This is a genomic window from Halocatena halophila (assembly GCA_027563145.1).
Taxonomy (GTDB): domain Archaea; phylum Halobacteriota; class Halobacteria; order Halobacteriales; family Haloarculaceae; genus Halocatena; species Halocatena halophila.
Genome location: CP071306.1, coordinates 618,926 through 643,975, shown reverse-complemented (window position 1 = coordinate 643,975; position 25,050 = coordinate 618,926). Strand labels below are relative to the sequence as shown.

At 57.5% G+C, this 25,050-nt stretch carries 23 protein-coding genes; 13 read left to right on the top strand and 10 right to left on the bottom strand.

Annotated features, from left to right (window positions below; all coding sequences use genetic code 11):
- Positions 1–96: 96 nt before the first annotated feature.
- On the bottom strand, positions 97–1,314 hold the full coding sequence (locus JXQ78_RS03275; protein WP_407934031.1) for a LeuA family protein: 1,218 nt from the start codon (positions 1,312–1,314) through the stop codon (positions 97–99).
- A gap of 365 nt (positions 1,315–1,679) precedes the next feature.
- Here JXQ78_RS03275 and JXQ78_RS03270 point away from each other — a divergent pair, with 365 nt between their 5' ends.
- Positions 1,680–1,967, top strand: coding sequence for a DUF5779 family protein (locus JXQ78_RS03270; protein WP_330632050.1), 288 nt, complete (start codon positions 1,680–1,682; stop codon positions 1,965–1,967).
- 178 nt (positions 1,968–2,145) lie between these two features.
- Here JXQ78_RS03270 and JXQ78_RS03265 read toward each other — a convergent pair whose 3' ends face one another.
- Together JXQ78_RS03265 and JXQ78_RS03260 are read right to left on the bottom strand one after the other, a co-directional pair.
- Positions 2,146–2,958: a hypothetical protein gene (locus JXQ78_RS03265; RefSeq protein ID WP_330632049.1), complete on the bottom strand. Its 813-nt coding sequence runs from the start codon at positions 2,956–2,958 to the stop codon at positions 2,146–2,148.
- Between the two features lie 215 nt (positions 2,959–3,173).
- Complete coding sequence (locus JXQ78_RS03260; protein ID WP_330632048.1) at positions 3,174–3,863, bottom strand: VOC family protein; 690 nt, start codon at positions 3,861–3,863, stop codon at positions 3,174–3,176.
- 106 nt (positions 3,864–3,969) lie between these two features.
- On the opposite strand from JXQ78_RS03260, the gene JXQ78_RS03255 reads away from it, so the two are divergent.
- The gene (locus tag JXQ78_RS03255; RefSeq protein ID WP_330632047.1) at positions 3,970–4,755 is read left to right on the top strand and encodes a DUF4013 domain-containing protein; all 786 of its coding nucleotides are present in this window, start codon (positions 3,970–3,972) and stop codon (positions 4,753–4,755) included.
- Between the two features lie 31 nt (positions 4,756–4,786).
- The gene (locus tag JXQ78_RS03250; protein WP_330632046.1) at positions 4,787–5,854 is read left to right on the top strand and encodes an mRNA surveillance protein pelota; all 1,068 of its coding nucleotides are present in this window, start codon (positions 4,787–4,789) and stop codon (positions 5,852–5,854) included.
- Here JXQ78_RS03250 and JXQ78_RS03245 read toward each other — a convergent pair whose 3' ends face one another.
- The gene (locus JXQ78_RS03245) at positions 5,855–6,598 is read right to left on the bottom strand and encodes an MBL fold metallo-hydrolase (protein ID WP_407934055.1); all 744 of its coding nucleotides are present in this window, start codon (positions 6,596–6,598) and stop codon (positions 5,855–5,857) included.
- Positions 6,599–6,664: 66 nt separating this feature from the next.
- Here JXQ78_RS03245 and JXQ78_RS03240 point away from each other — a divergent pair, with 66 nt between their 5' ends.
- Positions 6,665–9,322, top strand: coding sequence for an ATP-dependent helicase (locus JXQ78_RS03240; protein ID WP_330632044.1), 2,658 nt, complete (start codon positions 6,665–6,667; stop codon positions 9,320–9,322).
- On the opposite strand, the gene JXQ78_RS03235 is transcribed toward JXQ78_RS03240, so the two are convergent.
- The 6 genes from JXQ78_RS03235 to JXQ78_RS03210 form a co-directional block, all read right to left on the bottom strand.
- Entirely contained in the window at positions 9,319–11,424 is a 2,106-nt protein-coding gene (locus tag JXQ78_RS03235; protein ID WP_330632043.1) for a pentapeptide repeat-containing protein, read from the bottom strand. The two genes, JXQ78_RS03240 and JXQ78_RS03235, sit on opposite strands and share 4 nt — an antisense overlap.
- A gap of 52 nt (positions 11,425–11,476) precedes the next feature.
- The gene (locus JXQ78_RS03230; RefSeq protein ID WP_330632042.1) at positions 11,477–12,424 is read right to left on the bottom strand and encodes a hypothetical protein; all 948 of its coding nucleotides are present in this window, start codon (positions 12,422–12,424) and stop codon (positions 11,477–11,479) included.
- A gap of 20 nt (positions 12,425–12,444) precedes the next feature.
- Positions 12,445–12,921: a DUF2617 family protein gene (locus tag JXQ78_RS03225; RefSeq protein ID WP_330632041.1), complete on the bottom strand. Its 477-nt coding sequence runs from the start codon at positions 12,919–12,921 to the stop codon at positions 12,445–12,447.
- A gap of 12 nt (positions 12,922–12,933) precedes the next feature.
- Complete coding sequence (locus JXQ78_RS03220; RefSeq protein ID WP_330632040.1) at positions 12,934–14,676, bottom strand: spermidine synthase; 1,743 nt, start codon at positions 14,674–14,676, stop codon at positions 12,934–12,936.
- A 67-nt stretch (positions 14,677–14,743) separates the two neighbouring features.
- Entirely contained in the window at positions 14,744–15,406 is a 663-nt protein-coding gene (locus JXQ78_RS03215; protein ID WP_330632039.1) for a hypothetical protein, read from the bottom strand.
- Between the two features lie 100 nt (positions 15,407–15,506).
- The gene (locus JXQ78_RS03210; RefSeq protein ID WP_330632038.1) at positions 15,507–16,061 is read right to left on the bottom strand and encodes a DUF6789 family protein; all 555 of its coding nucleotides are present in this window, start codon (positions 16,059–16,061) and stop codon (positions 15,507–15,509) included.
- A gap of 271 nt (positions 16,062–16,332) precedes the next feature.
- Between JXQ78_RS03210 and JXQ78_RS03205 the strand changes: the two genes are divergently transcribed.
- The 9 genes from JXQ78_RS03205 (at position 16,333) to JXQ78_RS03165 (ending at position 25,026) form a co-directional block, all read left to right on the top strand.
- Complete coding sequence (locus JXQ78_RS03205) at positions 16,333–16,692, top strand: hypothetical protein (protein WP_330632037.1); 360 nt, start codon at positions 16,333–16,335, stop codon at positions 16,690–16,692.
- 333 nt (positions 16,693–17,025) lie between these two features.
- Entirely contained in the window at positions 17,026–17,859 is an 834-nt protein-coding gene (locus JXQ78_RS03200) for an MBL fold metallo-hydrolase (RefSeq protein WP_330632036.1), read from the top strand.
- A gap of 79 nt (positions 17,860–17,938) precedes the next feature.
- The gene (locus tag JXQ78_RS03195; RefSeq protein WP_330632035.1) at positions 17,939–19,078 is read left to right on the top strand and encodes a hypothetical protein; all 1,140 of its coding nucleotides are present in this window, start codon (positions 17,939–17,941) and stop codon (positions 19,076–19,078) included.
- Between the two features lie 143 nt (positions 19,079–19,221).
- Positions 19,222–20,415 carry an outer membrane protein assembly factor BamB family protein gene (locus tag JXQ78_RS03190; protein ID WP_330632034.1) on the top strand — a complete coding sequence of 398 codons (1,194 nt, stop codon included), beginning with the start codon at positions 19,222–19,224 and terminating at the stop codon, positions 20,413–20,415.
- Between the two features lie 70 nt (positions 20,416–20,485).
- On the top strand, positions 20,486–21,376 hold the full coding sequence (locus JXQ78_RS03185) for a hypothetical protein (RefSeq protein WP_330632033.1): 891 nt from the start codon (positions 20,486–20,488) through the stop codon (positions 21,374–21,376).
- A gap of 165 nt (positions 21,377–21,541) precedes the next feature.
- Positions 21,542–22,768, top strand: a complete 1,227-nt coding sequence (locus tag JXQ78_RS03180) for an MFS transporter (protein ID WP_330632032.1) — start codon at positions 21,542–21,544, stop codon at positions 22,766–22,768.
- 88 nt (positions 22,769–22,856) lie between these two features.
- Positions 22,857–23,924 (top strand): histidinol-phosphate transaminase, encoded by a 1,068-nt coding sequence (gene hisC, locus JXQ78_RS03175; RefSeq protein WP_330632031.1) that lies wholly within the window; start codon positions 22,857–22,859, stop codon positions 23,922–23,924.
- Positions 23,921–24,421, top strand: a complete 501-nt coding sequence (locus JXQ78_RS03170) for an adenylate kinase family protein (RefSeq protein ID WP_330632030.1) — start codon at positions 23,921–23,923, stop codon at positions 24,419–24,421. Before hisC ends, JXQ78_RS03170 begins: the two co-directional genes overlap by 4 nt.
- Positions 24,418–25,026, top strand: a complete 609-nt coding sequence (locus tag JXQ78_RS03165; RefSeq protein WP_330632029.1) for a CDP-alcohol phosphatidyltransferase family protein — start codon at positions 24,418–24,420, stop codon at positions 25,024–25,026. Before JXQ78_RS03170 ends, JXQ78_RS03165 begins: the two co-directional genes overlap by 4 nt.
- The last annotated feature ends 24 nt before the right edge of the window (positions 25,027–25,050 follow it).

Sequence of the window (25,050 nt, the reverse complement as noted above, 5' to 3'; positions counted from 1 at the left end):
CAGTGTCATGGTTCGTATGTACCGTGGACCGTGCATAAACCTTTGGCGAGCGGCAATTGTGCCGTTGCTGGTGGTCGTAGCAACCGGTGAGAGTCATCAGTTCACTCTCACCTGTTCAGTACTAACGTCGAGTTCCCTGGCGAACCGTCGCAGGGTTTCGTCAGTAACTCGTTCGTCGTTGGCACCGGTGGCTTTGACGCGAGCAGTGATTTCGCTCACCTGATCGTCGGTCGGCTCGAAGCCGGCCGATCTGAGTCGTTCTCGAACGGAGTGCTGTCCGGTGTGTTTACCGAGCACCAGTTCGCGACTCGCGCCGACCATCTCTGGTGTCATCACGCCCGGTTCGAACGTCTCTGCGTTTTCGATCACGCCCGCAGCGTGAATGCCAGATTCGTGTGCAAACGCGTTGGCTCCGACGACCGGCTTGTTCGCCGGAACCGGGATGTCGCTTTTGGCCTCAATGAGCCGAGAGAGCTCCATCAACTGCGTTGTGTCGATCCCCGTGCTCACGTCGTAGAGGCTTTCGAGCGCCATCACGACCTCTTCGTAGGCTGCGTTGCCTGCGCGTTCACCGATTCCGTTGACGCTCACCTGTGCCTGTGCGCCACCGGCCTCAAAGCCAGAGAGCGCGTTGGCTGTTGCCAGGCCAAAATCGTCGTGGGTGTGCATATCGACACGGGCGTCCGTGTGTGCACAGACGGTTTCGATCAACGCGTTGAATCGGCCGGGGGTGGCAACACCACAGGTGTCTGGGATGTTGATCCAGTCCGCCCCGGCGTCGCTAACGCCTTCGATCACGTCGATCAGGAACGACTCGTCGGTTCGCGTGGCGTCCATCGGTGAGAACATGACCGACACTCCCGCGTCGGCCACTCGGTCAACGGCGTCGACCGACCGCTCTAGGACCGCAGAGCGCGTCGAGTGCATCGAATCTTCGATCTGCACGTCGCTCGTGCTCGCGAACAGATGCACCATTTCGACACCCGAATCGAGTGCTGCCTCGATATCGTCGTCGACGACACGGGCCAGCCCACACACCGTTGTGGACGTGCTTTCAGCGATATCACGGACTGCCTCGAACTCCGCCGTGGAGTTAACTGGGAATCCGGCCTCGATCACGTGCGTTCCCATCGCATCAAGTGCTGTGGCTATCTCCCGTTTGTCATCGTAGGAGAAAGACGTGCGAGGGGACTGCTCTCCGTCGCGGAGCGTCGTGTCGAAAAGGCGTGCGTGATTGATCTCAGAAGTGGAATCTAACGTGCCCTGCAAGAACTCGACCCGCCGGCGACGCCGACGTGTCCTCCGTGGTTTCACTCATGTGCATTTGTCCAATATCGAAGCCATACCTTAAAGCTACCCCTCACGGTGATTCCTGCACGATCCAATCCAACAGTTCCGACACAAATCACACGACGTAATCGTCATGAAGGAAATTAGATCACCTTATATGTCGGTTCATCAGTCGGATCACCCCGCCCAGTACCGCGAATTGGAATTTGAAAATCAGAAATAATTATCCACAGTAACGGGAGTACACTGGGAAGTGTTCTCAGTTCTCGGGACGGTTGCGAACGTTTCACGGAGCGGTCGAGTTCCATTGCTGGTTGATATCTTCGCATTCCGAAGGGTGTCGGTCGAGGAGTGTGCGTTTTTTAGGGGACGGTTACGAGTCCGTGGGTATGGACACCTTCGATCTCGATCTGCTGGCAGTCGAAGATCAGCTGGACGATCAGGACGTCGAACAGCGCATCGTTCTGGGCATTCTCGATGGGAGCACCGCTCCATCGGAGTGGGTTGGTTCGATTCGGAACGGATACGTACTGGTGCTCGCGATCGAGGGCGATCTCAACGAGCTCGCGGCCGATTTCGCACGGACAATCAAGGACATGGGTGGGCATCTCGTTCATTTCAGGGGCTTTCTCATCGTGACTCCGCCAGGAATCCACGTCGATACTGACCGGTTATAACGCATCTATATAAAACAAGAAATAACGGAAGTTACCGTCCCAGAGTGTTTTTACCTAAACGTAGGCGCTAAGGCTCCTTCCTCAAGGAGTCGTTCGAAAGACTTCTGGTCTTTTGTGATGACGAGAGAGCTTTGCTCTCTCGGACCACGACCGAAAGGAGCGAGTAGGGAGGGATAGTTCACACTACAGTATCTGACTCGTTAGCCCCAATTACACCTTCACCAGAGATAATTGCCGTTCCTGCTGTCACCTTGTTCGTAACACCAACCTCAAATGACCCCGAAGCAGTGGCGGGATCACTTAGTCTAGTTGCATTTGAACCGGTTGGATCGCCGTTGTACACCTCTCCAGTGAACGTCAGTTCTACTGTCGTTGTTTGGCTCTCGCCGTTGTCTGGTTGCTCAAAATAATCAGTGCTAAAGGGATCATCAACGACTAGATATCCTCCGAGGGGAATATCTGAGCTAGGGTTGTCGTAGTCTCCTTCAGAGATGTATCCGTTTTCTGTGGGTGATGTGTTGCTAACCCATCCATTTTCGGCAATTACACAGATAGGGCGTGGATTGGTTCCTGCAGTTGCATCTTCACCATACGACTTGAATGTGTATTCACCTCCCGCAGGAATTGATGAAAAATCAACTGGTGATTCCAGATTGCCGTATCTTGTTAGCTGGCTCATTCCTTCACTAACTTGGAATGTTTCTTCTTGCCAGTTTTTCGTTGCGAGTTCCGTTCCATCCCGCTTTAATGTGCTTGAAAGGACTGCTCGTCCGTGTGTTACATCGCTTTGAAGATCATCCCATCGATACGTTAAGTCTCCAGAGAATGCGATGTATTCGATCTGTCCATGGTCGGTCGTAACTGCCGTTGGATTTGTAATCTCAACCGTCGCTGCAGAAACCTCATCAGTCATATATCTCAGGCCAAGAGCACTGACGACTGCGCTTCCAGCAATTGTTCCTACACCCTTTAAATATTTTCTCCTATTCATGGTTTAATATGTGTTCCCGTCAATCAGAATTGCGGCCACATAATGTTAATTAATTTGAATGTATATTACCATTAGAAAATGAAATCAGACAAATATAGAACATAATTGAAATAGAATATGGAATGGATCTAAATGAATTGACGCTGTATGTATTCTAAATTATAGTACTATTAAATTCATAGTTGGTTATTAATTATAGTAGTAATATATGTGGCTTATATCAGTGTGAGTCTGTGGCCATCCGGATCAATTAGCCGAAAATTATCATTTGTGTGCCCAACCGTTGCTTGGTCTTCTACGCTCTCGATAGTGGCTTTGCGATCTCCATCGGACAGCTCGATCCCTAGATCAACGTGACACCCACCCCTGGCGTCGGCGATGCCGAGATGTGGCTCCCAGAGTTCCAGATCGAACGTCCCACCGGAGAGCCGACAGCGCCGTCTGTCCGTTCCACGGTCAACGACAGTGAATCCGAGATCCGTATAGAATCCCAGAGCACGCTCGAGATCCGTTACCTCGAGTACGACCTCGAAGATTCCACAGAGCAACGACTCCGTCTCAGCAACGTCTTGTTGCCCGATTTCGACACAGTGGTCGTCCGGATCGTCGAAATAGAGCGAGCGAGCCGACCCAAACGTTGCCTCCGTGAGCGAAACGTGCGATTCGAGACGGTCATACCATTCCTCATACGCGTCAGCTGGCGTCGAAAACGCAAAATGGGTGTGGACGCCACCACGGGGAACGCCGTTCGGCCGGCGCAAGATGAGATCTGTTTCTCCAGCACTGAGACAGAGCTCGTCGGGATTCCGTTCGGTGAGTGAACAATCGAGAACCCGCTCGTAAAACGAGCGCGATCGATCGAGATATTTCACTTCGAGCGCCAGCCACTGGAGGGTAAACGCCATGGCAGACGATGGGGTGGCCAGTGATAAATATCACGTGCCGAGGAGCTTGCCAGCACCGATGTCAGGCAACAATTAAGAACAGAGGCTCGTAACCAGTTTGTGTGTCATGTTAGGCGATGCGCTCGTCGTTCCAGTGGCCGGCGACGGCTCCAAGCGCCGACTTGTCGCGGGGAGCATCCTGCTGTTTGTCCTTCAGCGCGAGGCGATAGCCATCGGGCGGTTCGTGAGTGGCGAGTTCACAGTTGGATTCAACCGTGCGACGTATCTCCTCGCGTTCGGGGGCCTCCTCGCACTGGTGGGGGCTATCGTGATTGCCGGCTACCACGTGCGCGTTCTTGAGCACGCGATTGCTGCCAGCGAGACGCTCCCCGCCTTGCGACCCGTTCGACCGCTGTTTCGGGCCGGTGTGGTCTGTTTCGTCTACGTCCTCGCGGCCGTAGTTGTGACGATGGGTGTGAATCTCCTCGTTTTCGTGTGGCTGACGGGCGCATCGCTTGGATTGGCGGCGCTCTCACAGGCAACGGCCCTGCCATCTTCGCCCTCACTCATTGGTCTGCTCGGTCTGTTCGCCAGTGCGCTTGCGTCGGGTCTGGTCTGGTATCTGCTGACGGTCACCCTCGCTCGCTATGCGGCTACCGGCACCCTAAAGCGGAGCCTTGCGCCACAGCCGGTGGTCCGTGTCGGTATCCACAGCGGGTTTTTCGTCGGCTACGTACTCGCCGTTTCGGTGTTGGCCACCATCGGTTTCATTGGTGCCCTGCTGTCGCTCGCTATTGTTGGGCTGCCGGTGCTCTGGTATGGAATGGTTGCCGGTCTGTACGCTGTCGGGAGGGGCTATCGCCAGGCGATCGGCAGCGAGGTGTCGATGAGAGAATCCTTCGAAAATCGATAGGCACTACCGGGCCAGGCGATGTAACCCGAGTATGCGAATCAGCGATCGCCAGCAGCTTGATGGCGGCCGAGAGCGGATCACGGTCGTTCCCGAATCCACGGACGATCTCTGGCACCTTTCGAACGTGCTTGAGGCTGGCGACGAGGTCGGTGGCGACACCCACCGGCGCGTCACGCGCGACGACGACCAGCTCCGCGACACCGGTGGCGAGCGCGAACACATGTATGTGACGCTGTCGGTCGAATCGATCGAATTCGCCCGGTTTGCCAATCGACTGCGGGTTGGTGGCGTGATCGTCGACGCCTCGCGAGAAGACCAGCTGGACTTTCATCACACGCTCAACGTGGAGGTGAACGACGAAATCGAGATCACCAAGCGGTGGAAGCCCGACCAGCGCCAGCGCCTCGCCGAGGCTGACGAGGCGACCGACACGCCAGATGTGGCAATTGCCACCGTTGAAGAGGGTGCCGCCCACGTCCACACGGTCGCCCAGTACGGCGCAGAACACCGCACGTCACTCACCGGTCCCACCGGAAAGGGAGAGTACGCCCGCTCACGGTCAGAGCTGTTCGCCGAACTGACCGCGGTGCTCGGACGGATGGATGTGGATGCGATCATCCTCGCGGGGCCTGGCTTTACGAAACAGGACGCCTACGGCTACATCGAATCGAACGATTCCGATCTGGCAGGCCAGATCACGATGGTCGATACGGCCGCCGTCGGCGACCGGGGGGTACACGAAGTGCTCAAGCGCGGCGCTGTCGAGGAGATTCAAGAAGAAACCCGCATTGCCAGGGAAGCCGAACTGATCGATGAACTCACGGCCGCGATTGCCGAGGGTGCAAAAGCCAGCTACGGTATCGATGCGGTCGAAACCGCCGCAGAGTACGGCGCGATTGAGACGCTACTGGTCGTCGACGACGTGCTACGCAGAGAACGCGGCACCGACGGTGACTTCGAACAAGACGTGAACGAGCTCTTAGAAGCGGTCGATCAGAAAGGTGGAGAGATCGTTGTCTTCTCCGGAGAGTTCGATCCCGGCCAACAGCTCCGGAATCTGGGCGGCATCGCCGCGTTGCTTCGGTATCGCCTGGAGTGATCAGACGTCCAGCATCATCCCATCGTGAGCGATGAGCACGTCGCCATCGAATGCGTCGCCCACGGCCTTTCGCATCGCCTCGTGTTCGCCGTTCGTGTGTGGATAGAGATGTGTGAGCACGATGGTGTCGATCGGGTGGCCGGCGAGGACGTCGCCGAGCTGTGTTGGCGTCGGATGGTTTGCGACATCGACGCTGTCGGGAAACGAACAGTCGTGAATCAACAGTGACGAACCGTCGGCGAGATCCATCACCGCGTCGCTCGCCTCGGTGTCGCTGCTGATCGTCAGCACGCACTCGCCGTCGTCAAGCCGGTAGGCGTACGTGGTGATCGAATGGACGGTCTGAACGGCGTCGATCCGAAAGCCAGCACAGTCGAATTCCGATGGTCCGATTTCACGGACTGACAGCTCAAGTTTCTCCCGGAGATAGTCGTAGGCCGAAAGCATCGTCTCCAGAAACGATTCGGTGCCGGGGGGGCCGACGATCTCGGTTGCTGGCTCGCCCGCAAGCCACCGGGCTTTGAGGATCGCAAACAGATCCGAAACGTGATCGACGTGGAGGTGAGTGAGTAACACCGTCTCGATTCCCGCGTAGCCGACAGCCGTCTGTGTCAGTGACTGCAACACGCCGGCTCCACAGTCGACCAACAACGGACCGGCGTCCTCGCCGTCAATCAGAAGCCCCGTTTGTACTCGATCGCCGCCAGCGAGCGCACTGCCCGTTCCGAGAAAGGTGACACGCATCGTCGATCGTATTTCGTTTCCAGGGCGAATCGACTTACTGTTGGCGAAAGTAGCCACTGCTGGCCGATGGATGGACACCACAGTGAGACCGTTCGCGCGGTCCACGACGACGACGCAGCGCTACTTGATCGCTTCGAACCGGCGGTGAGTGAGTGGTGGTGCGATCGGTTCGGTGACGAACCAACCGATCGACTGTTCACGCCACCACAACGCGAGGCAATTGTTCACGTCGCGAGAGAGCGATCAACGCTGATCTGTGCGCCAACCGGGAGTGGCAAAACGCTCGCGAGTCACATCGCCGTCATCGATGCGCTGTATCAAAAGGCGATTGCAGACGAGCTCGCCGACAGCGTCTATTGTCTGTACATCTCTCCGATGCGATCGCTTGCAAACGACGTTCATCGCAATCAAACCACGCCAATCGAAGGAATTTCCGACCGCAGCGAACACGACATCTCCATCAGACACGCCATTCGTCACGGTGATACTGATGAGGCGACCAAACGGGCGATGCTCAAGACGCCACCGCACATTCTGAACACGACGCCCGAAACCCTGGCAATCCTGTTGTGTGCCCCCGCGTTCCGCGAGAAACTCAGCACGGTCGAGTACGTGATCGTCGATGAGATTCACAGCCTGGCCGATGGCAAGCGTGGCACCCATCTTTCGGTCTCACTCGAGCGCCTTGAGGCGCTCGTTGACGGACAGCTCACGCGGATTGGCTGTTCGGCCACGATCGATGGCCTCGAGACGATGGCCGAATTTCTGGCCGGCTACGAGTCGGGTGTCCCCCGCCAGTGTGAAATTGTCGACACGCGGTTCGACCGCGATCTCGATCTCGAACTGCTCTGTCCGGTCGCTGATCCGATCGGTATGGATAGCGATCGTGTTGCCGACCGGCTGTACGAGACGCTTCACCGGCTAATCGAGGACCACACCACTACGATCGTCTTTACGAACTCCCGGTCGGGAGCCGAACGAACGCTGTTCAATCTCCGCGAGCGATTCGAATACACCGAGGAGACGGCTGCCTGTCACCACGGATCACTCGCAGCAGAGACACGCCAGTCCGTCGAAGACGGGCTGAGAGCCGGCTCATTCGACGTGGTCACCACCTCAACGAGTCTCGAGCTCGGCATCGATATGCCAGACGTGGATCTCGTCGTCCAGCTAGGGTCGCCAAAATCCGTGGCAACGCTGCTCCAGCGCGTCGGTCGGTCGGGACATCGACCCGGGGCGACCGTCACCGGGCGGGTGATCGCGCTCGATCGCGACACTGCCCTCGAATGTGCGGCGATCTGTTACCGGGCAAACACTGGTGACGTCGAAGCCGTTTCGATTCCCGAACGGGCTCACGATGTGGCCACACAGCACGTTTATGGGATGGCAATCGCTGCGATCCGTCCCGAAGCAGCCTGTCGGTCGATCCTCCGGTCGGCCTATCCGTATCGTAACTACACCGATGATGCGTTCGAATCGCTGTTTGCGTATCTGACCGCCGACTACGACGGTCTTGAGGATCGAAACGTCTATCCGAAAATCTGGCGCGACGAGAACGATCCGCCGGATGGTGAGCATCACCACGCCGAATTTCCACCCGGCACGCCGCTGGTCGGCAAGCGCGGACGGCTGGCGCGTGCGATCTACATGACTAATATCGGAACGATCACCGAGTCGGTCTCCTGTACCGTTCAGACGAGCGATGGCGAGTGGATTGGCGAGCTCGACGGTGCCTATCTCGACACGCTCGCGGCGGGTGACGTGTTCGTGCTCGGTGGCTCGCGCTACGTCTATCGATATCGCCGTGGCTCAAAGCTCACTGTCGAACCCACCAGTCAGCGCCCGACCGTGCCGCGGTGGTACGCACAGCGCCGGCCGATGCCGGCTCCAGTAGCCACTGGGCTCGCGAAATTTCAGGGCAGACTCATCGACGCGTACGAATCTGGCGGTGGCCCGGCCGTCCGTCGGTGGCTCAGAGAAGATTCCCTGTTCGATGAGAACGCAGTGCGATTGCTCGCTCGACTCATCGAGCAGCAACACCGCTTTGGGGGTCCCGAAAGCGTTCCGACGCCCGACCGAATCGTGATCGAGATCGAACTGGACCACGAGGGCTATCGCCGCCACTACCACGTTCACGCGCCGTTTGGACGCCGATGCAACGACGGACTCGCCCGCTTGCTGGTTCATCACTGCGAACAACGGGGCTTCGATGAGATCACGACCGCCGTCTCCGATCGTGGAATCACATGTACGCTGGCGCTAAACCAGAAGATCGATCTTGCTGGCATCGTTCGATCGCTCGATCCAGCAACCCTACGATCAGAGCTCAAACACGCAATCGAGGACACAGAACTCCTAAAGCGCCAGTTTCGGATCACTGCTACCCGCGGATTGATGATTCTCAAACAGTATAAGGGCCACAGAAAATCGCCGGGACAGCAACAGGTGACCAGCGACACGCTGCTCGGGTTTGCACACGAACTCTCGGAGTTCGCCATTCTCGAAGAAACGTACCGCGACTGTCTTCAGAATTTGCTCGGGCTCTCAACGCTGCGGACAGTGCTCGACCGACTTACAAATGGCTCGCTCTCGATCGTCACCCATCGCGTCGAGTCGCCAACACCACTCGCGTTCGGGCTGGCATCGCTCACCGAAGCGACGCTCAGCGACCGATCATCGATCGAAACTTTTCACGAGAACGTATGCCGAGAAATTCGGGACTAGAGTTCAGAGCGCTTGACGAATGCATACAATACGAGCCCGCCGAGGACGACGCTCAGGTACACTTCTAGCCCGGCGGTGAGTCGAGCAAGCGTTCCCTCCGGTCCGATCCCCCCGTAGCCGATGGTGAGAAACGTGATGTAACTGAAATACAGATTCGTGTAGAACGTGTCCAGCCCCGATGGAGTGAAAAGCGCCTGGACGGAATCAAGTTGAGGCGCACTCGTCGCGAAGGGCTCACCACCGAACGTGAACAACAGTGCCGGCAGAAGGGGGACCAGGACGAACACGAGAATGATCCGTCCGAGCCGCATGCCATAGCCACACGTGAGATCGAGAAAGAGATTCTCGATCGAGCGGCTCACGGCAAGCACCCGCGTTCGGGTCGGCGTTGCCGACGAGCCCAGTAGTTCGTACTGCTTCGCACGGGCGAATCGCTGGCGCTTTACTCGAAACTCGCCGGCCGCTTTGATGTAGCCGGTTGTTGAGGCCGCTTCTTTTGCCTTGAGATACGTCGTCTCGATCGTTGCGGGCGTGGCTTTCACTGCTGGCTCGTAGCTTGGCGGGCGTTCGAATCGGTGGAGCGTCCAGTGGGCACGTTCTAAGGCGGCTGCGTGTCTGGCGAAATCGAAGTATGCCCCGTCGAATTCGGTGAACTCCGTCTGACAGAACCGAACGAAATCCAGCAGTCGACGATCGTGCCCTTCAGTGACCGCATCGAACCGGAGATCGCCGATGCTCGCCCGTGTGCAGTCGATTGTGAGCCAGGGGCCAGCTGGCTGGATAACCGTTCCGTCTTCGATAGCGCCATTTGTGAGATCGAGCAGCTGGCGTGACTCGAGTGGTGCCGGATTCACCGTGATCGTCTCCGTGATTCGAACACCACACATTGAGAGCGTGTCGTGAATCGTCGTTCGATCGAACGACACCGATTCGATCCGTGCATCGTCGAACGTCGCCCCGTCCGAAAACGTCGATCGGTCGAAACTCGTGAGCGCTCGCCGGAGCGCTGCGGTCCCACCGAACACACCGTCACGAAACGAAACGGCGTCGTCGAAACGGACCCCATCGAACGAACAGTCACCGCCGAACACCACGCGGTCGAACGTCGAGTCGGCACAAAATTGTGCGTCAGTAAAGGTTGCACTCCGCTCGACGGTTGCCTGCTCGAACGAGGCATTGCCGTCGACAACCATTCCGGTGGCAGAAAGCGTTCGAAAGTGCGCGCCATGACAGTCGAGACCACCACCAAACGTGACACCTGCAAACCGACAGTCGTCCTGTGTCGTCCGTTCACCTCCCTCGAATCGTGCACCTCGAAAGCTTCCGACTCCCTCGAACTGTGCATCGGCGAACGTGGTGTCGTGGCCGAACGTCACTTCATCGAATTGACAGTCGTCGCGGTAGACGACAGCCTCGAAATCGGCGTCCCCACGAAACGTGGCCTCCTCGAAGAGGGCCGGCCCGCGGAATTCGGCGCCAGCAAACGTTGTGAATCGAAACAATGCCTGGTGGAAATCGGCCTGCTCGGCAAACACCGCGTCGGCGAAACAGGCGTGATCTTCGAACTCGTTCGATCGGCCGGCAAATTCGGCCGCCCAGAACGTTACTGGCCCTGAAAACGTCACATCTCGGAAGATTGCCTCATCGTCGAACGACGCCTCGTTTGCCTGCAGTTCGCTCTCGAACGTCGTGCCCGTACAATCGATGCCATCCAAACAGGTGGCATCGACGAGCGAACAGCCACCAGTGACGACGGAGCTGTCGATCGTAAGCTCGCCATCGAAAACACAGTCCTCGAACGTTGCGCTCCCGATCGTACACGATTCGAACCGAACTGGCCGGTCGACCTGGGCGTGTGTGGCGTCGATCGATTCGAACGAACACCGCTCGAAAACGACCGGATGCTGGGCCACGCCATCGACGTGTCTGTACGAAAGATCCAGTTCGGTGAACGAACAGTCCGAAATGACCACCTGCTCGTCGCTTCCCGCCAGCAGATCAAGCAGTGCGTCACGAACGTCGTCAGGTGAGACCCCGTCATCTGCACGCTCAGGCGGACTCCGTGCGAACAACGATGAGCCATCCAGCTGGTCGGGAGCCATACACTATCTGCTCTCAATACTGCTCTATAGAAAAACAGTGTGGAATGAACCTTCAGCCGAGGAGATTTTTCCGCTCGGCTTCGGAGAGTTCGCCGGGATCGACTGTCACCGCACATTCTTCACACTCCTGGGCGGGATTCATGCTCTTTCCAAACACTTTGATTGGATGCCCAAACAAAAACCATGCATCGAGCTGGTGGCGTTCGATGATCGCGCTTGCGTCGCTGCCACAGTTTTGACACCAGCTCTCATCGGTTGCGGGCTCCTGGAAGGTGACTTTCGATCGCCCGAACCCCGCGTTCCGACAGGCCTGTTGTTTCGTCGTTTCGATGAGATCCGACACCGGAAACGGCGCTTCGTCGATCGAATTGTCGAATCCCGTGAGCGTCGTCTCACCGACCGAGGCGCGCGGCCCAATTGAAATCTCATTGTCGTAGCCGAGCACGATCACGTCCACCGTTGCGCCGCGCCCGGAAACGGAGATCTCGTGGCCGTAGCCAACGGCGTACACGGTGATCTCGCCGGTCACATCGGTCACCGAAATCGAATGCTTCGCGCCGGTAACGGTGATCCCATCTGCTGGATCCGTGATCTCGGCTGACTCTCGCCAGCCGGTTGTGGTCGACGAGGTTGGTGGCTCGGCCTCGATTGATTCGTCGGTGTACGTTGTCTCCGCACCGGTGACGGTCACTGACGGTGCGCCAGAGGCTGGCACGAAGACGTCCTCGGCGTCGCTGACAACCAGCGAGCCAGTAACACCCTTGGATTCGACGTATCCGTCCTCGAGATTGCCTTCGACAGTTGAGGCAGGATCGATCGAGGACGCATTGGATTCGATCGGACCGTGCGTGAACACCGCTTCTGGATTGTGGAGGACAAGCGAGTCCGTGACGCCAGCAGGCATCACAAACAGATCGTCCGGATTCCGCATCGAAACGGGGGCAGATAGCGATCCAGAAAGCGTCACGTCACCAGTGTACCGATCAGTAGCAGTGTTCATGCCAGCTGATTGTAGTGGCGTCACAATGAATCATTGGCTCTGAGGGTGGTCTGTGAACGAACGAGACGATCGTGTTCGGGGTAGCTGTGGTATGTCTGTACATAGTCTTCCTGACAGTCGAGCAGCGTCCATGCCTGCTCGCCAAACCGGTGGGCGAGTGTGACATCCTCCGGAGCTGGAAGCGGTGCCATCGAATCAATGGTGACTGCTGTCTCTGCTGTGACCAACTCGTTTTCGAACGAAAACGAGTGCGTTGTTCGCTCTAGCAACGAGACCGTGATCGCATCGGTCCGGAGTGGTGCACACGAACAGAGCTCGAAATACCGAAGCGGTGGACAGCTGAGATAGTGGGACTCGCCGATGATACAGACGGTTGCTGGCCGACCGAGCAGCGTCGTACTGGTGTCGGCTTTTACCGTCAGCTCGGCGAGTGGTTGCGGAGTTTCGTTGCTGCTGAAGTGGAGTCGTGTCGGACTGTGGTGTGTATCTGCTGTCATAGTGGATGGCATTCAGGTGCTGATGAGGATGTCGTAGTTCGGGTGAAAGAGTGAGTTACTCCGCACACCCGAAAACCGTGGAATTGGTTCCCAGGCGAGCGAGCGATTGGGACTGTGTGTGAGCTGGGTCGTTCGGTTGGTTGCTCGCCACTCGCGGTCGGATGGCGCGAGCAAGTAGAACTGCTCGACGCGCTCGGATTTGCCATCACCGTTTAGATCCGCACGCGACCAGTAGGTGAGATACTGCGAGAATCCACTGGCGTGTAACGTGTTGGTGTACGCTTTGAAATGTTCCGGATAGCTACTGCGGGCATACCCCCAGGTTCCAACCACACCGTTCGGCGTGAGGTGGGCTGCGAGTAGCCGGTAGAACTCCGAGGAGTAGAGCCCGAGCAGATCGTCGTCGGTTGCACCGGGAATGTCGAGCAGGATGAGGTCGTATTTGGTCTCCGTATTCGTGAGATACGTGTAACCGTCGGCGACCGTGGTGTTCAGCCGTTCGTACTCGGTTGCGTCGTTGTGATACTGTCGATAGAACGGATCCGAGGCGGTTCGATTCATGAATTTTGCGTCGAGATCCACCTGATCGACGGAGACGTTGTACTGTCTGAGCTCATCAACAGCGATCCAGTCTCCTCCGCCAATGAGCAATACGTCAGTCTCTGGGCTGCGTTCATACTGTGAGAGCGGAACCGAGACGAGCCCATCGTGATACGTCTCCACCCAGCTCTCACAGAGCTGGACGGCCATATCGAGCCGGAGACACGGTTCGCTTTTCCCCTCGAAATACGGGTTCGATCCCGTTCCCGTCCACGTTCTGTTGTACCGAACGACGTGTTGGTACGGCGTCGTCCACTGGTCTGTGATCTCGGCCTCGACGGATCCCGGTGGATGTTCCGATTCGATCTGCTGTTCGAGATACAGCTCCGTAACGGACCGATCGACGGTGTCGTGCGCCACGACTCCCGAGGCGAGTAGACTGCAGACAAGCAGACAGACGACCACGAGCACCCGAGGCTCGCTCGAAAATGACCGACTCGAGGTGCTCGCAGATCCCCAGCGAACGCTGTACAGACAAAAGAGCACGAGTGCTGCGAGGGCATTGATCAGTGCGAGCAAGAGGATTGTCGTGACGAGCCCGAACGTGGGGTATAGTACGCGGGCGTACACCACTGCCCCGGCAAGTCCACCAACGTAATCCAGTGCGAGTACGACAGACAGTCCGCTTCGGGGGGCCTGCGATCGGTCGGTGTTCCAGAACGCCCGTAACAATCGATGGAGGAGCGAACTGCACAGAGCGATCGGTCGGCGAATGACTCCTGGTAGCGAGGGCTGTTCTGGCTCGGTCCCAACTAGTCGGGTCAAAAGGGGAAGCTCGAAGCCAGAAAGCCAGCCCACCATAATCACAGGGAGTCGGGCCACAACCCAGATGACCAGTGTCGGTATCCACGCTGGCAGTGCAACGCTGTTGATGGCGACGATCACGCCAAAGCCAACCGGCGCCACAATAGCCAGATACAGCTCGGTGCGAAAGAGATTCGTCGGCACGTCTGGTGCGAGATCGTCTGAAAATGCGGCCCCCACACCAAGGCTAAAGAAATACAGCCCGATCGTGATGACATACTGCGTCACCGTTCCCCCGTACATCACTGTCAACAGCTCGGAGTAGACGAACTCATAGGCAAAGCTACAAAACGAGACGATGAACGTCACGAACAGCACTGCTGTGGTTCGAAATCGGGGGTGAGAGAGCATGCGTTGAACTGTCTGGTGTGTCTGTTTGCCATCGAGCAGTGCACGTCAGTCCGTCGCCACCAACTGATCAGATACGTGGTGACACTTTCCACTCCTCATCAACAGTGAGCCCACCGTTGGACTCTTTGAGTTTGCAATCGACACATTCCCAGCCGAAATCGTGACCGGATTTCGTCCCATAGATGTGTGTCCCGATTCGATACCAGCCCGGCAAGGGGAGATCGTAGGTAGCGTTCTTGCTGGATTTTGACATCGTTTCATCCCAGGTTACGGGTCCTGGACCAGGAGAAAGGTCTTCGAACTGGTCGTCGTTGCCGTAGTATCGGACGCCAACCGTCTTGATCTCGACGGGATATTTCGTGGTTTCATCGTCGTGGTCTTCGTACCAGTCGTCGGTGTAACCACCACCGAAATACCAGATGCGGCCGTGGGTCGTCTTCGGTGCATTCGAATGTGATCCTCCAGTCCGTCCGGTGAATCCTCGGCCCCCGGCGCCGCCACCACCTTTTGCGGCGACAACCCCAACTGGGCCAACGTCATTACCGTTCGAGTATCGAGAAATGACCCAGGGGTTGTCCGGGAACTCAATACGAAGCGTCTCTGTGGAGGGCGAAATGTTCGTGATTACGTTCGATTTCCGTGGAGGCGGGGAATTATCGCCGCCAAGACACCCCGTCGTTCCGACGAGGCACATGGCTCCGAACGTCGTCAAGAAATGACGGCGATTCATAGATACAGCTCTATTACCATACACGCATAAATCTTGTTAGTAAGCTCCTGTCAGGTGATTTTCGACGAACGAGCGGTCTGAGTGATCGAATGAATGGAATTTACACCAGCGTATCCGGCCGCTTCGAAAAATAATCGAACACCGAGCCGAGCCCGAATCCGTAGAGCCAGTGCCCAACGAGCGTAGAGACGAGATAGACAACGAGAGCCGTTCCGGTGTATCCCTCGTAGAACGCGAGTACGAACCCCGTCCAGAGGACCGTCCCGTATGGGATTCCGCGCAATCGCATGGACGATCCCGGTAGATACTGCTCAACGGCCGCAAACAACAGCGGCCACGTGGTCATCCCGCCGCCAAGAAAGATGAAAAAACCCGCAGGCCCCGCAGGAACAATCGCATCGAGGTCGATCAGTTCTGCCAGAACTGCAAAACTGCCGAGATCGAATCCGCCAAGCGCGTTACCAATCAACAGGGCGACTGTCATGAGTGCCGTCCCCACGAGTCCCCCTGCCGCCCCAACGACGCCGTCCGTCAGGATCGCAACGAGTTCTTCCCGTGGTGTCCCGCTCTCTGTAATCGACGTTTTCTCCATCTCTGCGACGCGGGTCTGTCCCCCCTCCGATGTCGTCGTCCGCTCGTTCTCGTCAACCGGCATGCATTCGTTAACATCTTCCACCAACAAAAATATGAATTTAGTATTACTTACATTTTTCCGGAGCATAGATTTATCGAGAATGATCCCGTAGCGGACAGTGAGTTGTCAGTAGTCGAATGTTTGATCTATTTTATCATTATTGGATATGAAATATTATTCATGTATTCGTGGGCAACGCCGTCTCCTGGAGTCAACTGTCTACTCTCGTTTGTATTAATTGAATGTCAAAATGGCCAGAAGCCTATTGACGGATGGGTTCGAGCGTACGGATATGAGTCACGATGGCTGCCGGGCACGGACTCGGTCGCCAATCACCCGAATCGTACCTGACCTTCGGATCACGAACTTCGATCTGATGGAACGGCAGGTCCACGTCAAGGTTGTTGACGAGGCCGACGAGGCGGTGCTCACCGCACAACGAAGCATCGTACGGGGAGGCGATCTAACGTGGCGGGGCGTGTTCGAGCGAGCTGAGACCTACACGATAACGGTCTCGCTCCGGTACGGTGCGTCGAGTACGACCCGTCACTCGATCGTTCCGGGCCACAGTGGCATCGGGATCGATATCCATCCCGAGAGCATCGATAGCTATCGATTGCGGGGAGAAAAACGGCCATCTCACGACGCTTGACTTTCTCCTCTGCATTCATGCCGAGAAATCCCACGGCATCGTTAGATTGGGATATTACGGTTTGCAATTTTCCACCTGTTTCTGTGGTGTGAATCCACAGGACAGATCATGACGGTAGACTCCAGGCTGTGTCGCCAGACGCTTTGTGTCTGGCTGCTAACGAGCTTCGCTCGGTGATGTCACCAGAATTCTTCGATTTCTGGTTGCTAATCAGAACTGCAGAGCAGCTCTGGTGATGTTTACAAGCTCTCCGGTCTTGCGTGCCAACCGGAACGCAGAGCGCCCGGGTAAGAAGGGCCGATGTTTTTTAGGTACGCTCACGAGAGAGCCAGTATGACTCACAGCGACTGGGGCGACTGGCTCTTGCGTGAGATCGAATCGACGAGGCCGGAAGGACTCACCGTCTGGTATCTCGGCTGCAATGGGTTTTTCGTGAAAGCAAGCGATGGAACGACGGTCGCAATCGATCCGTACACGGGGAATGGCAGTCCTCCACGGACCGTTCGAATGATCCCGGTTCCGTTCGATCCGACGGATGTCACACAGTGCGATGGGATTTTGGCCACACACGAGCACACTGACCACGTTGATGGGCCGAGCCAGGGACCGATCCTCGCCGCAACTGATGCCAGATTTTACGGTCCAGACGACAGCGTGGCCGTCTGTATCGAAAACGGCTGGGCAGAGACGTACGACCTCCCAGAGGAAACGTTCGTCACTGTTGCTGAAAGAGACTCGTTCGAAATCGGTGAAATCACTGTACACGTCAGACCTGCCAACGATCCTGACGCCACACACCCAGTCTCCTATGTCATCGAACACGCAGGGCACACCTTTTTCCACGCCGGCGATGCACGCCCTGGCGACGCATTCGAAACGATCGGCAATGAGTTCGATCTGGATCTCGGCGCGATCGCGTTTGGTTCGATCGGCTACATTCCTGACAAAAATACTAGCGAACCTCAGAGAACGAAATGGTACAACGATGAAAATGAGATCCTACGAGCTGCCGAACAGCTCAAAATTGACAGATTATTGCCAACTCACTGGGATATGTGGCGTGGACTCCGGGCAGACCCGACGGCACTTTTCGATCACAAACAATCTTTACGATACCCTAAACACATCGATATCGCTAGAATTGGAGATTCGGCATCTATTCCTTGACCACATATATTGTGTGAAATTTACTTGAGAAAGTCAACGGACTAGATTTATGCGCCGTGAGCTGTAGCGTTAGAGTAACATGCGTACTGCAGAGTCAGAGACTGTTATCGCCGAGGCAGCCGGTGTAACAGTCGAAAAACGCTTCGAGCCGGATGAATTTCCGGTACCAGCTATCGCTTTTACCATCAGCTCGAAGCGCGACGATCCGATCACGCTCCGTATGCACGATACGCTTCCGGACGAGGTCAACTCCGATCACATCGGGTTACACCCCGAATACGGTGGTGAACACTGGACCGTCAAAGAGAACAGCGCGGTATTCAAGCGGCCGTTCGATCCGAACGAGGAGTACATCACAGTGTATGGCCTCCGACATATCTACGTGGATACGGCCGATCAGTTCCTTGTTGAACCGGAGATTGAGATCCTTGATCCGGCGACAGACATCCTGGGTGAAAACAGCGGCCAGCACGTTCGCGACGTGATTGCAGGAGAGAGCGATGACGGGCGCGGTCGCCAGACAGGCACTGGCAATCGTGGTGGTGTCAACGACCGTGGTGTACCGAGCGTCCGGCCAGGGCGTCGCCGTACTGAAGAGTCACAGCCGGCCCGTGGCCACACCGAATCCGTCGCCGAGTCGCTTGCCGAAGAGATCAGAAGCGGTCGTGTCGACAGCCAGACGCTCCAGACCCTTCGTGAGAGTTTGGGTGTCGACCGTCGCCAGTCGGATCGATCACAGCGATCTTCTAACACCAAAAGCGACAGCAGCATGGACGCGCGTATTCGACGGCTGCAGGCAGACGTTGGCGATCTGCGCGCGTACACCGACGCACTGGAAGGCTTTCTCGACGAGAACGGCGAGGCGCAGGTTATCCTCTCGGACTTTCGCAAGGAGCTCGACGATCTCAGTCCGCGCGTGAACTCCCTTGAGACACAAACGAACGAACTCTCGACGACGGTCGAAACGGTCGAGGGTGACGTTCGGTCGCTTACGGGCGATGTCGATTCAATTCAGGAGTATGTCGATTCGCTTTCGGACGACCTGGGCACGTTAGAGTCCGATTTCGACACGGCGTCGTCGGATATCTCCCGTTTGCAGTCTCGTGTCCGTCGGATGGACAACTCCACGGCAACGGAGGAGGAGCTCGATCAGATCCGTGCCGAGCTCGATGATCTGGCCAGCTTCAGAGAGCGGATGCAGTCCGTGTTCGATCCATGAATCGCGACGAACAGTCCACCCAGCCCTGATTGAGTCGGTTGTTGCGGCCAGCTTTGTTCCCATAGCGGAGCGTCCGTCAGTACGACCGGACCATCCTGAGTAAAGAGGAATTTATACCGGGCGTCCAGAGTAGGTCACAGTAGATGTCTGAATCCGACTTCTCTCGTCGTCACTTTTTGGCGGCGTGTGCCAGCGGGGTGCTCGCAGGCTGTCTCGGCGCAGATTCGCCGTCGAACGCCGCTGGAGCCCAGCCGATCTCGGCCGACCAGCAGTGGCCGACCGTCGGATACGATACGGCCAACACAAGAGCAGTTGCGGCGACAGCGTCCGTTCCTCGGCCGACCGTTGACTGGCGACAATCGATTGGAACTGACGTTCGAGAGCCGATCGTGGCGGGAAAAACGGTGTTCGTGCCACAGGCGGACGGTCTGCTCGCGCTCGAAGTAGAAACCGGGCACAAACAATGGCAGTATGCCGTTTCGGGCACTGTCACTCCGCCAGCCGTCCATGGCAACTCGGTGTATGTGGGAGTTGCAGGTGGAGACGCTGCGATCGTTGCGCTTGATCGTCACACCGGCGATCGCCGATGGTCGATCGACAGGGCAGAGATTGGCCAGGTGACGGCCGGACCAACGGTAACGAACGACGGCCACAAACTGCTGACTGGAACGGATACCGAACGGATCGTCTCGATCGAAACTACCGACGGAACGATCGACTGGCAGCGGTCCGTGTTCGGTCCTGTCACAGCTGCACTCGGCGTGGCATCTGAGTATCTCGTCGCCACGACGAACGCTGGTGAAGTGTACGGGTTCACCACGGACGGCTCCGGACTGTGGCGAACGTCGCTTTCTGGTGGCTGTGACGTTCCGCCGGTGATCACCACCCGAAACGTGTTTGTCGTCGATACGGAGTCGGTCTGCTATGCACTCGATCCTGTCACGGGGGCACAACAGTGGAAATCCTACCAGACGGCGCTCCAATCCGACGGGATGGTCGTTGGCAACGGGTCGATATACGCCGTTTCGGACCAGCAAGTGCGGGCGATTACGACCGACTCGGGCACGACCACCTGGAAAGAAACCTTCGATCACACCATCGAGGCTGCACCACTTCTGGTCGGCTCGACGCTGTTGTTGGGAGCGGGGCCAACGCTGGTTGCACTCGACGCAGACGGTGGGACAAACGTTGCAGGGCTGCGATTTGACGTTCGCAACTGGACACACAAGCTTGGCCGTCGGATCGGCCCAGCGGTGACCGTCGGGAATGAGCGTCTGTTCGTTCCTGTGATGGTCGACTCCGGCGAGACGGAACTGGTTGCGCTACACTGGCAGTGACTTCCAGTTGGGAAGAAAGAACATGACACGATCGGACGGGTTATACCACTCGATGGACTCACTGTGAACAATGACGACGATTCGGGTTGCGGTGCCGCGCAAGGGACGGCCGTTGTACGCCGTCCTCCGGCGACTGCGTGAGACGCGAACCGACTGGTCTGTAGCAGAGCGGATCATCGAGACGCTCGACCGGGAAAAGGCAATCACCAAAGGAACGAGTGCGTCCGATCGGTCGGTGTACGACCGACTGGCTGCCCACAGCAATGCAACCGATCCAACCGCACCGGAGTACACCCTCTGTCGGGACGCCCGCGATGGCCTTCCGCGCCGTATTGTTTTTGACTCGGTGACAATTCCGATGGACGGATTCGACCTCCAGCTCATCGGTCGAGAAGAGCCGTTTCGTGCGTTACGAAAGCACGAGTTCGCCCTGGGATTCGACAGCGCTGATCTGGTTCTCGAGGAGGTGGTAACACTCGATGCCGAGCCGCTGCGGGATGTAAACGCCATTAACGGACGGATCGATCCACACGACACTGACGTGCGCGTCGTGAATGGACTCGGTGATACAGTGTATCACACACTGCTTGGAACGACAGAGACGGTCGGTGCACAGACCCCCACGCGATCGTTTGTCGAGAAGTATGACGGCTCTCTGTGCATAGACCCACGCTACGAACGCCTCGTCCGAGCCGTGCTCGGAACGACCGCCACGCAGTCTGTCGAGTTTTGTTATCCTGATCACGGGCTCGATGAAGAGCGGGCAATTGCGAACACCGGGCTGGGAGTGTATCTTACCGTTTCTGGCTCGACCGCGCGCGAAAACGGTCTCACGATCGGTGAGCAGCTGTTTCCGTCCGAAACCGTGCTTCTCGAGAATGGTTCAGAACGGACCTCGCGCCACGAGAGTGCCGTCGAGCTGTTTGCGTCGTCGGAGACTGTCATTTCGCCGCCAACGTAACGAGACTCCTCCGGAACGAACTTTCTTGGTCACAGCTGGTGTATCGGTTCGCAGTCGATGTTCTCGAGACTGGTTGGCACGAACGAGACAATTGTGCGACAGATCTGTCCTGTGCTGAGACAAATTCCGAGCCGGCAGTCTCCTTCCCGATGGGTGAGATGATAGATGCTCTCTCTCGGCGTCAACCGATCCGTATTCTCGCTTGCACTCGCACGGATGGTGGATTCGTTCGGCAATTCGTTTCTGATCGTCGTGTTGCCAGTGTACATCGCACAGGGGTTTGGAACGCCGCCGTTGGGCCTCTCCGAGTCGCTGCTCACTGGCGTTATCCTGTCGATGTTCGGATTTTTGAACAGTTTCGGTCAGCCATTTACCGGGCGCGCATCCGATCGGGCCGGCAAACGAAAGCTGTTCGTGCTGGCTGGATTAGTGGTGCTGTGTCTGTCGAGCTTCGCCTACTCATTTGCGAACAGCTACGCCAGTTTACTCGTCATCCGGGCGTTTCAGGGAATTGGGGCAGCACTCACGATCCCTGCCTCCGTGGCGCTGATTGATGAGTACGCCGGCGCGGGCCATCGAGGCGGAAACATGGGCGTCTACAACACGTTTCGACTCGTCGGATTCGGCCTCGGACCGATCGTCTCTGGATCGATTATCCACGTCCGAACGTTTCGGCTCGGCGGACTGACGGTTGATGGGTTTCACCTGGCGTTTGCCGTCGCTGGGATGGCTATTTTCGCCAGTCTCGTGCTGGTTACCGTGTTCGTCGATGACAGCCCAGAAACGTCTCCGAGCACCGAGGAGTTCCACGTGGACGTGTTTTCGGATGGACCGACGCGGCTGGATCCAATCTTCGCGTTGGCGATCGTTTCTCTGTTTATGGCCATCTCGATCGCCTTGCTCTCGACGATCGAGCCCCACGTCAACCGACGGCTTCAGCAGACCCCAGCGATGTTTGGTATCCAGTTTGCCGCGTTCGTCGTCGCGCAGGTACTGTTACAGACGCCGATAGGATATGCGAGCGATCGCGTCGGTCGCCGCCCGTTCATTCTCCTGGGAATGATGTTGCTCGTTCCTGCGACGCTGGTTCAGGGATACATCACGACCTCACTCGCGATGGTCGGTGCTAGATTCTTCCAGGGGATTGCTGGGGCGATGGTGTTTGCTCCGGCGCTTGCGCTTGCTGGCGATTTCGCGCTCGAAGGACACTCGGGCTCACAGCTCTCACTGTTGACGATGACCTTCGGTCTCGGGACTGCGCTGGGTCCACTTTCCTCCGGGGTGTTGGTTCGGTTTGGCTACGTAACGCCGTTTGCGTTCGGCGCTGGTCTGGCCGCGCTCGGTGTCGCGATCGTTCTCACGCAGGTGTACGACCCCGACGTTAGGAGATGAATAGATACCCTGGCGGATTGGGAAATGCTCCCTTCGACTCGTGTGGGCACGTTTAAGAGCGACCGTCTGCAGCGTTCACATACTACTCATGCAGCCTCGGGATCTCAGTTCACACAGCGTCTATCGGGCTGGACGGGGGATCGAGGAGGTGGCTCGCGAGCTCGGGGTCACGCCCGATGAGCTGGTCACACTCTCCTCAAATGAAAATCCGCTCGGCCCGAATCCGGCCGCCGTCGACGCGATCGAAGCGGGGGCCACGGAGATCAACGATTATCCCAAAGCCGCTCATACCGACCTACGGGAGGCCATTGCCAGCCACTGGAACGTGGAATTCGAGCAGATCTGGCTCGCCAACGGCGGCGATGGCGCGCTCGATTATCTCGCTCGTGCGTTTATCGACCCTGGAGATCGAGTGCTGGTACCTGATCCGGGGTTTGCTTACTATCCGATGAGCGCTCGCTATCACCACGCAACGGTGGCTACCTACAGTCTGGATCGCAACCGGGATTTCGAACAGACTGCATCGACCGTGCTCGATGCCTACGACGGCGAGCGGATCATCTATCTCACCTCACCGCACAACCCGACTGGGAGCGAACTATCACACGCAGAGCTTTCTACGATTGCAGAGCAAACCGACGAGCGAACGCTCTTGCTCGTCGATGAGGCCTACGCTTCGTTCACCGAAGCTCCCAGCGCAATCGAGTTGCTCGAACGCCGCGACGACATCGCAGTGTTACGAACGTTCTCGAAGGATCACGGCCTGGCAGGGCTCCGGCTCGGCTATCTCGTCGCGCCCGCAGGGTGGGCGGATGCCTACTCGAAGGTGACAACGCCGTTCGCCGCGAGTTTGCTCGCCTGTCGAGCAGGACTTGCCGCGCTGGACGACCAGCGTCACGTCGAACGAACCGTCGATCTCGCCCGCTGGTCTCGGTCGTACATGCACGACCACCTCGAAGCCCAGACGTTCGAGAGCGGGGGGAACTTCGTCCTTGCGGCCGTCGGCGATGGAAGCGCGGTCGCACAGGAGTGCAAAGAGCGGGGCGTCATCATCCGCGATTGTACGAGCTTCGGACTCGAAGATTGTGTGCGCATCACCTGTGGCACAGAACTAGAAACGAAACGCGTCGTAGACGTCCTCAACGACATCGTATGAAACTCGCGATAACAGGCACCCCTGGAACGGGAAAGACGACTGCCACTGCCCAGCTCGACGACGATGTGGTTCATCTCAATGAGGTTATCGAATCCGAGTCGTTATACACGAAAACTGACGACGAACGCGACAGCCACATTGCAGATTTCGAGGCGATCGAAGCGTGGCTCGATGAGCACTCGCCGACGATCGTAGAATCCCATCTCGCACACCACTTTGCGGCCGATTGCGTCGTTGTGTTGCGCTGTGCGCCCGAAGCGCTGGTTGAGCGATTGAAAGAGCGAGACGAGTCTCGCGCTTCACGCGCCGAAAACGCAGAGGCAGAAGCGCTCGACGTGATCCTCTCGGAAACAGTCGAGCGACACGGGCCTGCGTCGGTGTATGAAATCGAAACAACCGACACTTCCCCATCAGAAGTGGCCACGGAGATCGAACGCGTCCTGTCGGGCGACCGCGAACCGGGCGTCGGCACCGTTGATTACACCTCGTATCTATGACCCTAGATCAGCTCCGCCCCATCACCGAACGACTGCTTTCGCCACTGGTGGCAGCCTCGATATCGATTGGGCTGACGCCCAACGCCGTCAGTGTCATTGCGCTCGTCGTTGCTGGAGGGGCCGCGCTGGCGTTCAGTGGTGTGGCTACGACACCGGCGCTTGGGCTGCTTGGTGCGCTGTTGGTGTTCGCCAACGGCTGGCTCGATCTCCTCGATGGAGCAATTGCTCGCGAGCGAAACACCACCTCGCCTGCCGGCGATCTCATCGATCATGTCATCGATCGATACGCCGACATTCTCGTTATCGTCGGCGTTGCTGCGGGCTGTGGGCAGTACTGGCTCGGGCTCACGGCGGTCACTGGCGTGTTGATGACCTCGTATCTGGGAACACAGGCGCAAGCAGTCGGACTTGACCGCGTCTATGGTGGTCTTGTCGGTCGTGCAGACCGCCTTGCGCTCGTCGGTGTTGGGGGCGTCCTCACGACCGTCCTCACGGACCCTATCGCTGGGTTCACCGTGTTCGGCTGGCTGTTGATTCTGTTGACTGTCGTTGGACACCTCACAGCGCTCCAGCGGTTCTACCACGCCCTGGTCGCATTGGAGTGAGAATATCTCGCGCCCACGGATCGC

Coding starts and splice junctions, on each gene's coding strand:
- JXQ78_RS03270 (WP_330632050.1), top strand. CDS start 1,680: ATGGACACCTTCGATCTCGATCTGCTGGCAGTCGAAGATCAGCTGGAC.
- JXQ78_RS03265 (WP_330632049.1), bottom strand. CDS start 2,958: ATGAATAGGAGAAAATATTTAAAGGGTGTAGGAACAATTGCTGGAAGC.
- JXQ78_RS03260 (WP_330632048.1), bottom strand. CDS start 3,863: ATGGCGTTTACCCTCCAGTGGCTGGCGCTCGAAGTGAAATATCTCGAT.
- JXQ78_RS03255 (WP_330632047.1), top strand. CDS start 3,970: ATGTTAGGCGATGCGCTCGTCGTTCCAGTGGCCGGCGACGGCTCCAAG.
- JXQ78_RS03250 (WP_330632046.1), top strand. CDS start 4,787: ATGCGAATCAGCGATCGCCAGCAGCTTGATGGCGGCCGAGAGCGGATC.
- JXQ78_RS03245 (WP_407934055.1), bottom strand. CDS start 6,598: ATGCGTGTCACCTTTCTCGGAACGGGCAGTGCGCTCGCTGGCGGCGAT.
- JXQ78_RS03240 (WP_330632044.1), top strand. CDS start 6,665: ATGGATGGACACCACAGTGAGACCGTTCGCGCGGTCCACGACGACGAC.
- JXQ78_RS03235 (WP_330632043.1), bottom strand. CDS start 11,424: ATGGCTCCCGACCAGCTGGATGGCTCATCGTTGTTCGCACGGAGTCCG.
- JXQ78_RS03230 (WP_330632042.1), bottom strand. CDS start 12,424: ATGAACACTGCTACTGATCGGTACACTGGTGACGTGACGCTTTCTGGA.
- JXQ78_RS03225 (WP_330632041.1), bottom strand. CDS start 12,921: ATGACAGCAGATACACACCACAGTCCGACACGACTCCACTTCAGCAGC.
- JXQ78_RS03220 (WP_330632040.1), bottom strand. CDS start 14,676: ATGCTCTCTCACCCCCGATTTCGAACCACAGCAGTGCTGTTCGTGACG.
- JXQ78_RS03215 (WP_330632039.1), bottom strand. CDS start 15,406: ATGAATCGCCGTCATTTCTTGACGACGTTCGGAGCCATGTGCCTCGTC.
- JXQ78_RS03210 (WP_330632038.1), bottom strand. CDS start 16,061: ATGCCGGTTGACGAGAACGAGCGGACGACGACATCGGAGGGGGGACAG.
- JXQ78_RS03205 (WP_330632037.1), top strand. CDS start 16,333: ATGAGTCACGATGGCTGCCGGGCACGGACTCGGTCGCCAATCACCCGA.
- JXQ78_RS03200 (WP_330632036.1), top strand. CDS start 17,026: ATGACTCACAGCGACTGGGGCGACTGGCTCTTGCGTGAGATCGAATCG.
- JXQ78_RS03195 (WP_330632035.1), top strand. CDS start 17,939: ATGCGTACTGCAGAGTCAGAGACTGTTATCGCCGAGGCAGCCGGTGTA.
- JXQ78_RS03190 (WP_330632034.1), top strand. CDS start 19,222: ATGTCTGAATCCGACTTCTCTCGTCGTCACTTTTTGGCGGCGTGTGCC.
- JXQ78_RS03185 (WP_330632033.1), top strand. CDS start 20,486: ATGACGACGATTCGGGTTGCGGTGCCGCGCAAGGGACGGCCGTTGTAC.
- JXQ78_RS03180 (WP_330632032.1), top strand. CDS start 21,542: ATGCTCTCTCTCGGCGTCAACCGATCCGTATTCTCGCTTGCACTCGCA.
- hisC (WP_330632031.1), top strand. CDS start 22,857: ATGCAGCCTCGGGATCTCAGTTCACACAGCGTCTATCGGGCTGGACGG.
- JXQ78_RS03170 (WP_330632030.1), top strand. CDS start 23,921: ATGAAACTCGCGATAACAGGCACCCCTGGAACGGGAAAGACGACTGCC.
- JXQ78_RS03165 (WP_330632029.1), top strand. CDS start 24,418: ATGACCCTAGATCAGCTCCGCCCCATCACCGAACGACTGCTTTCGCCA.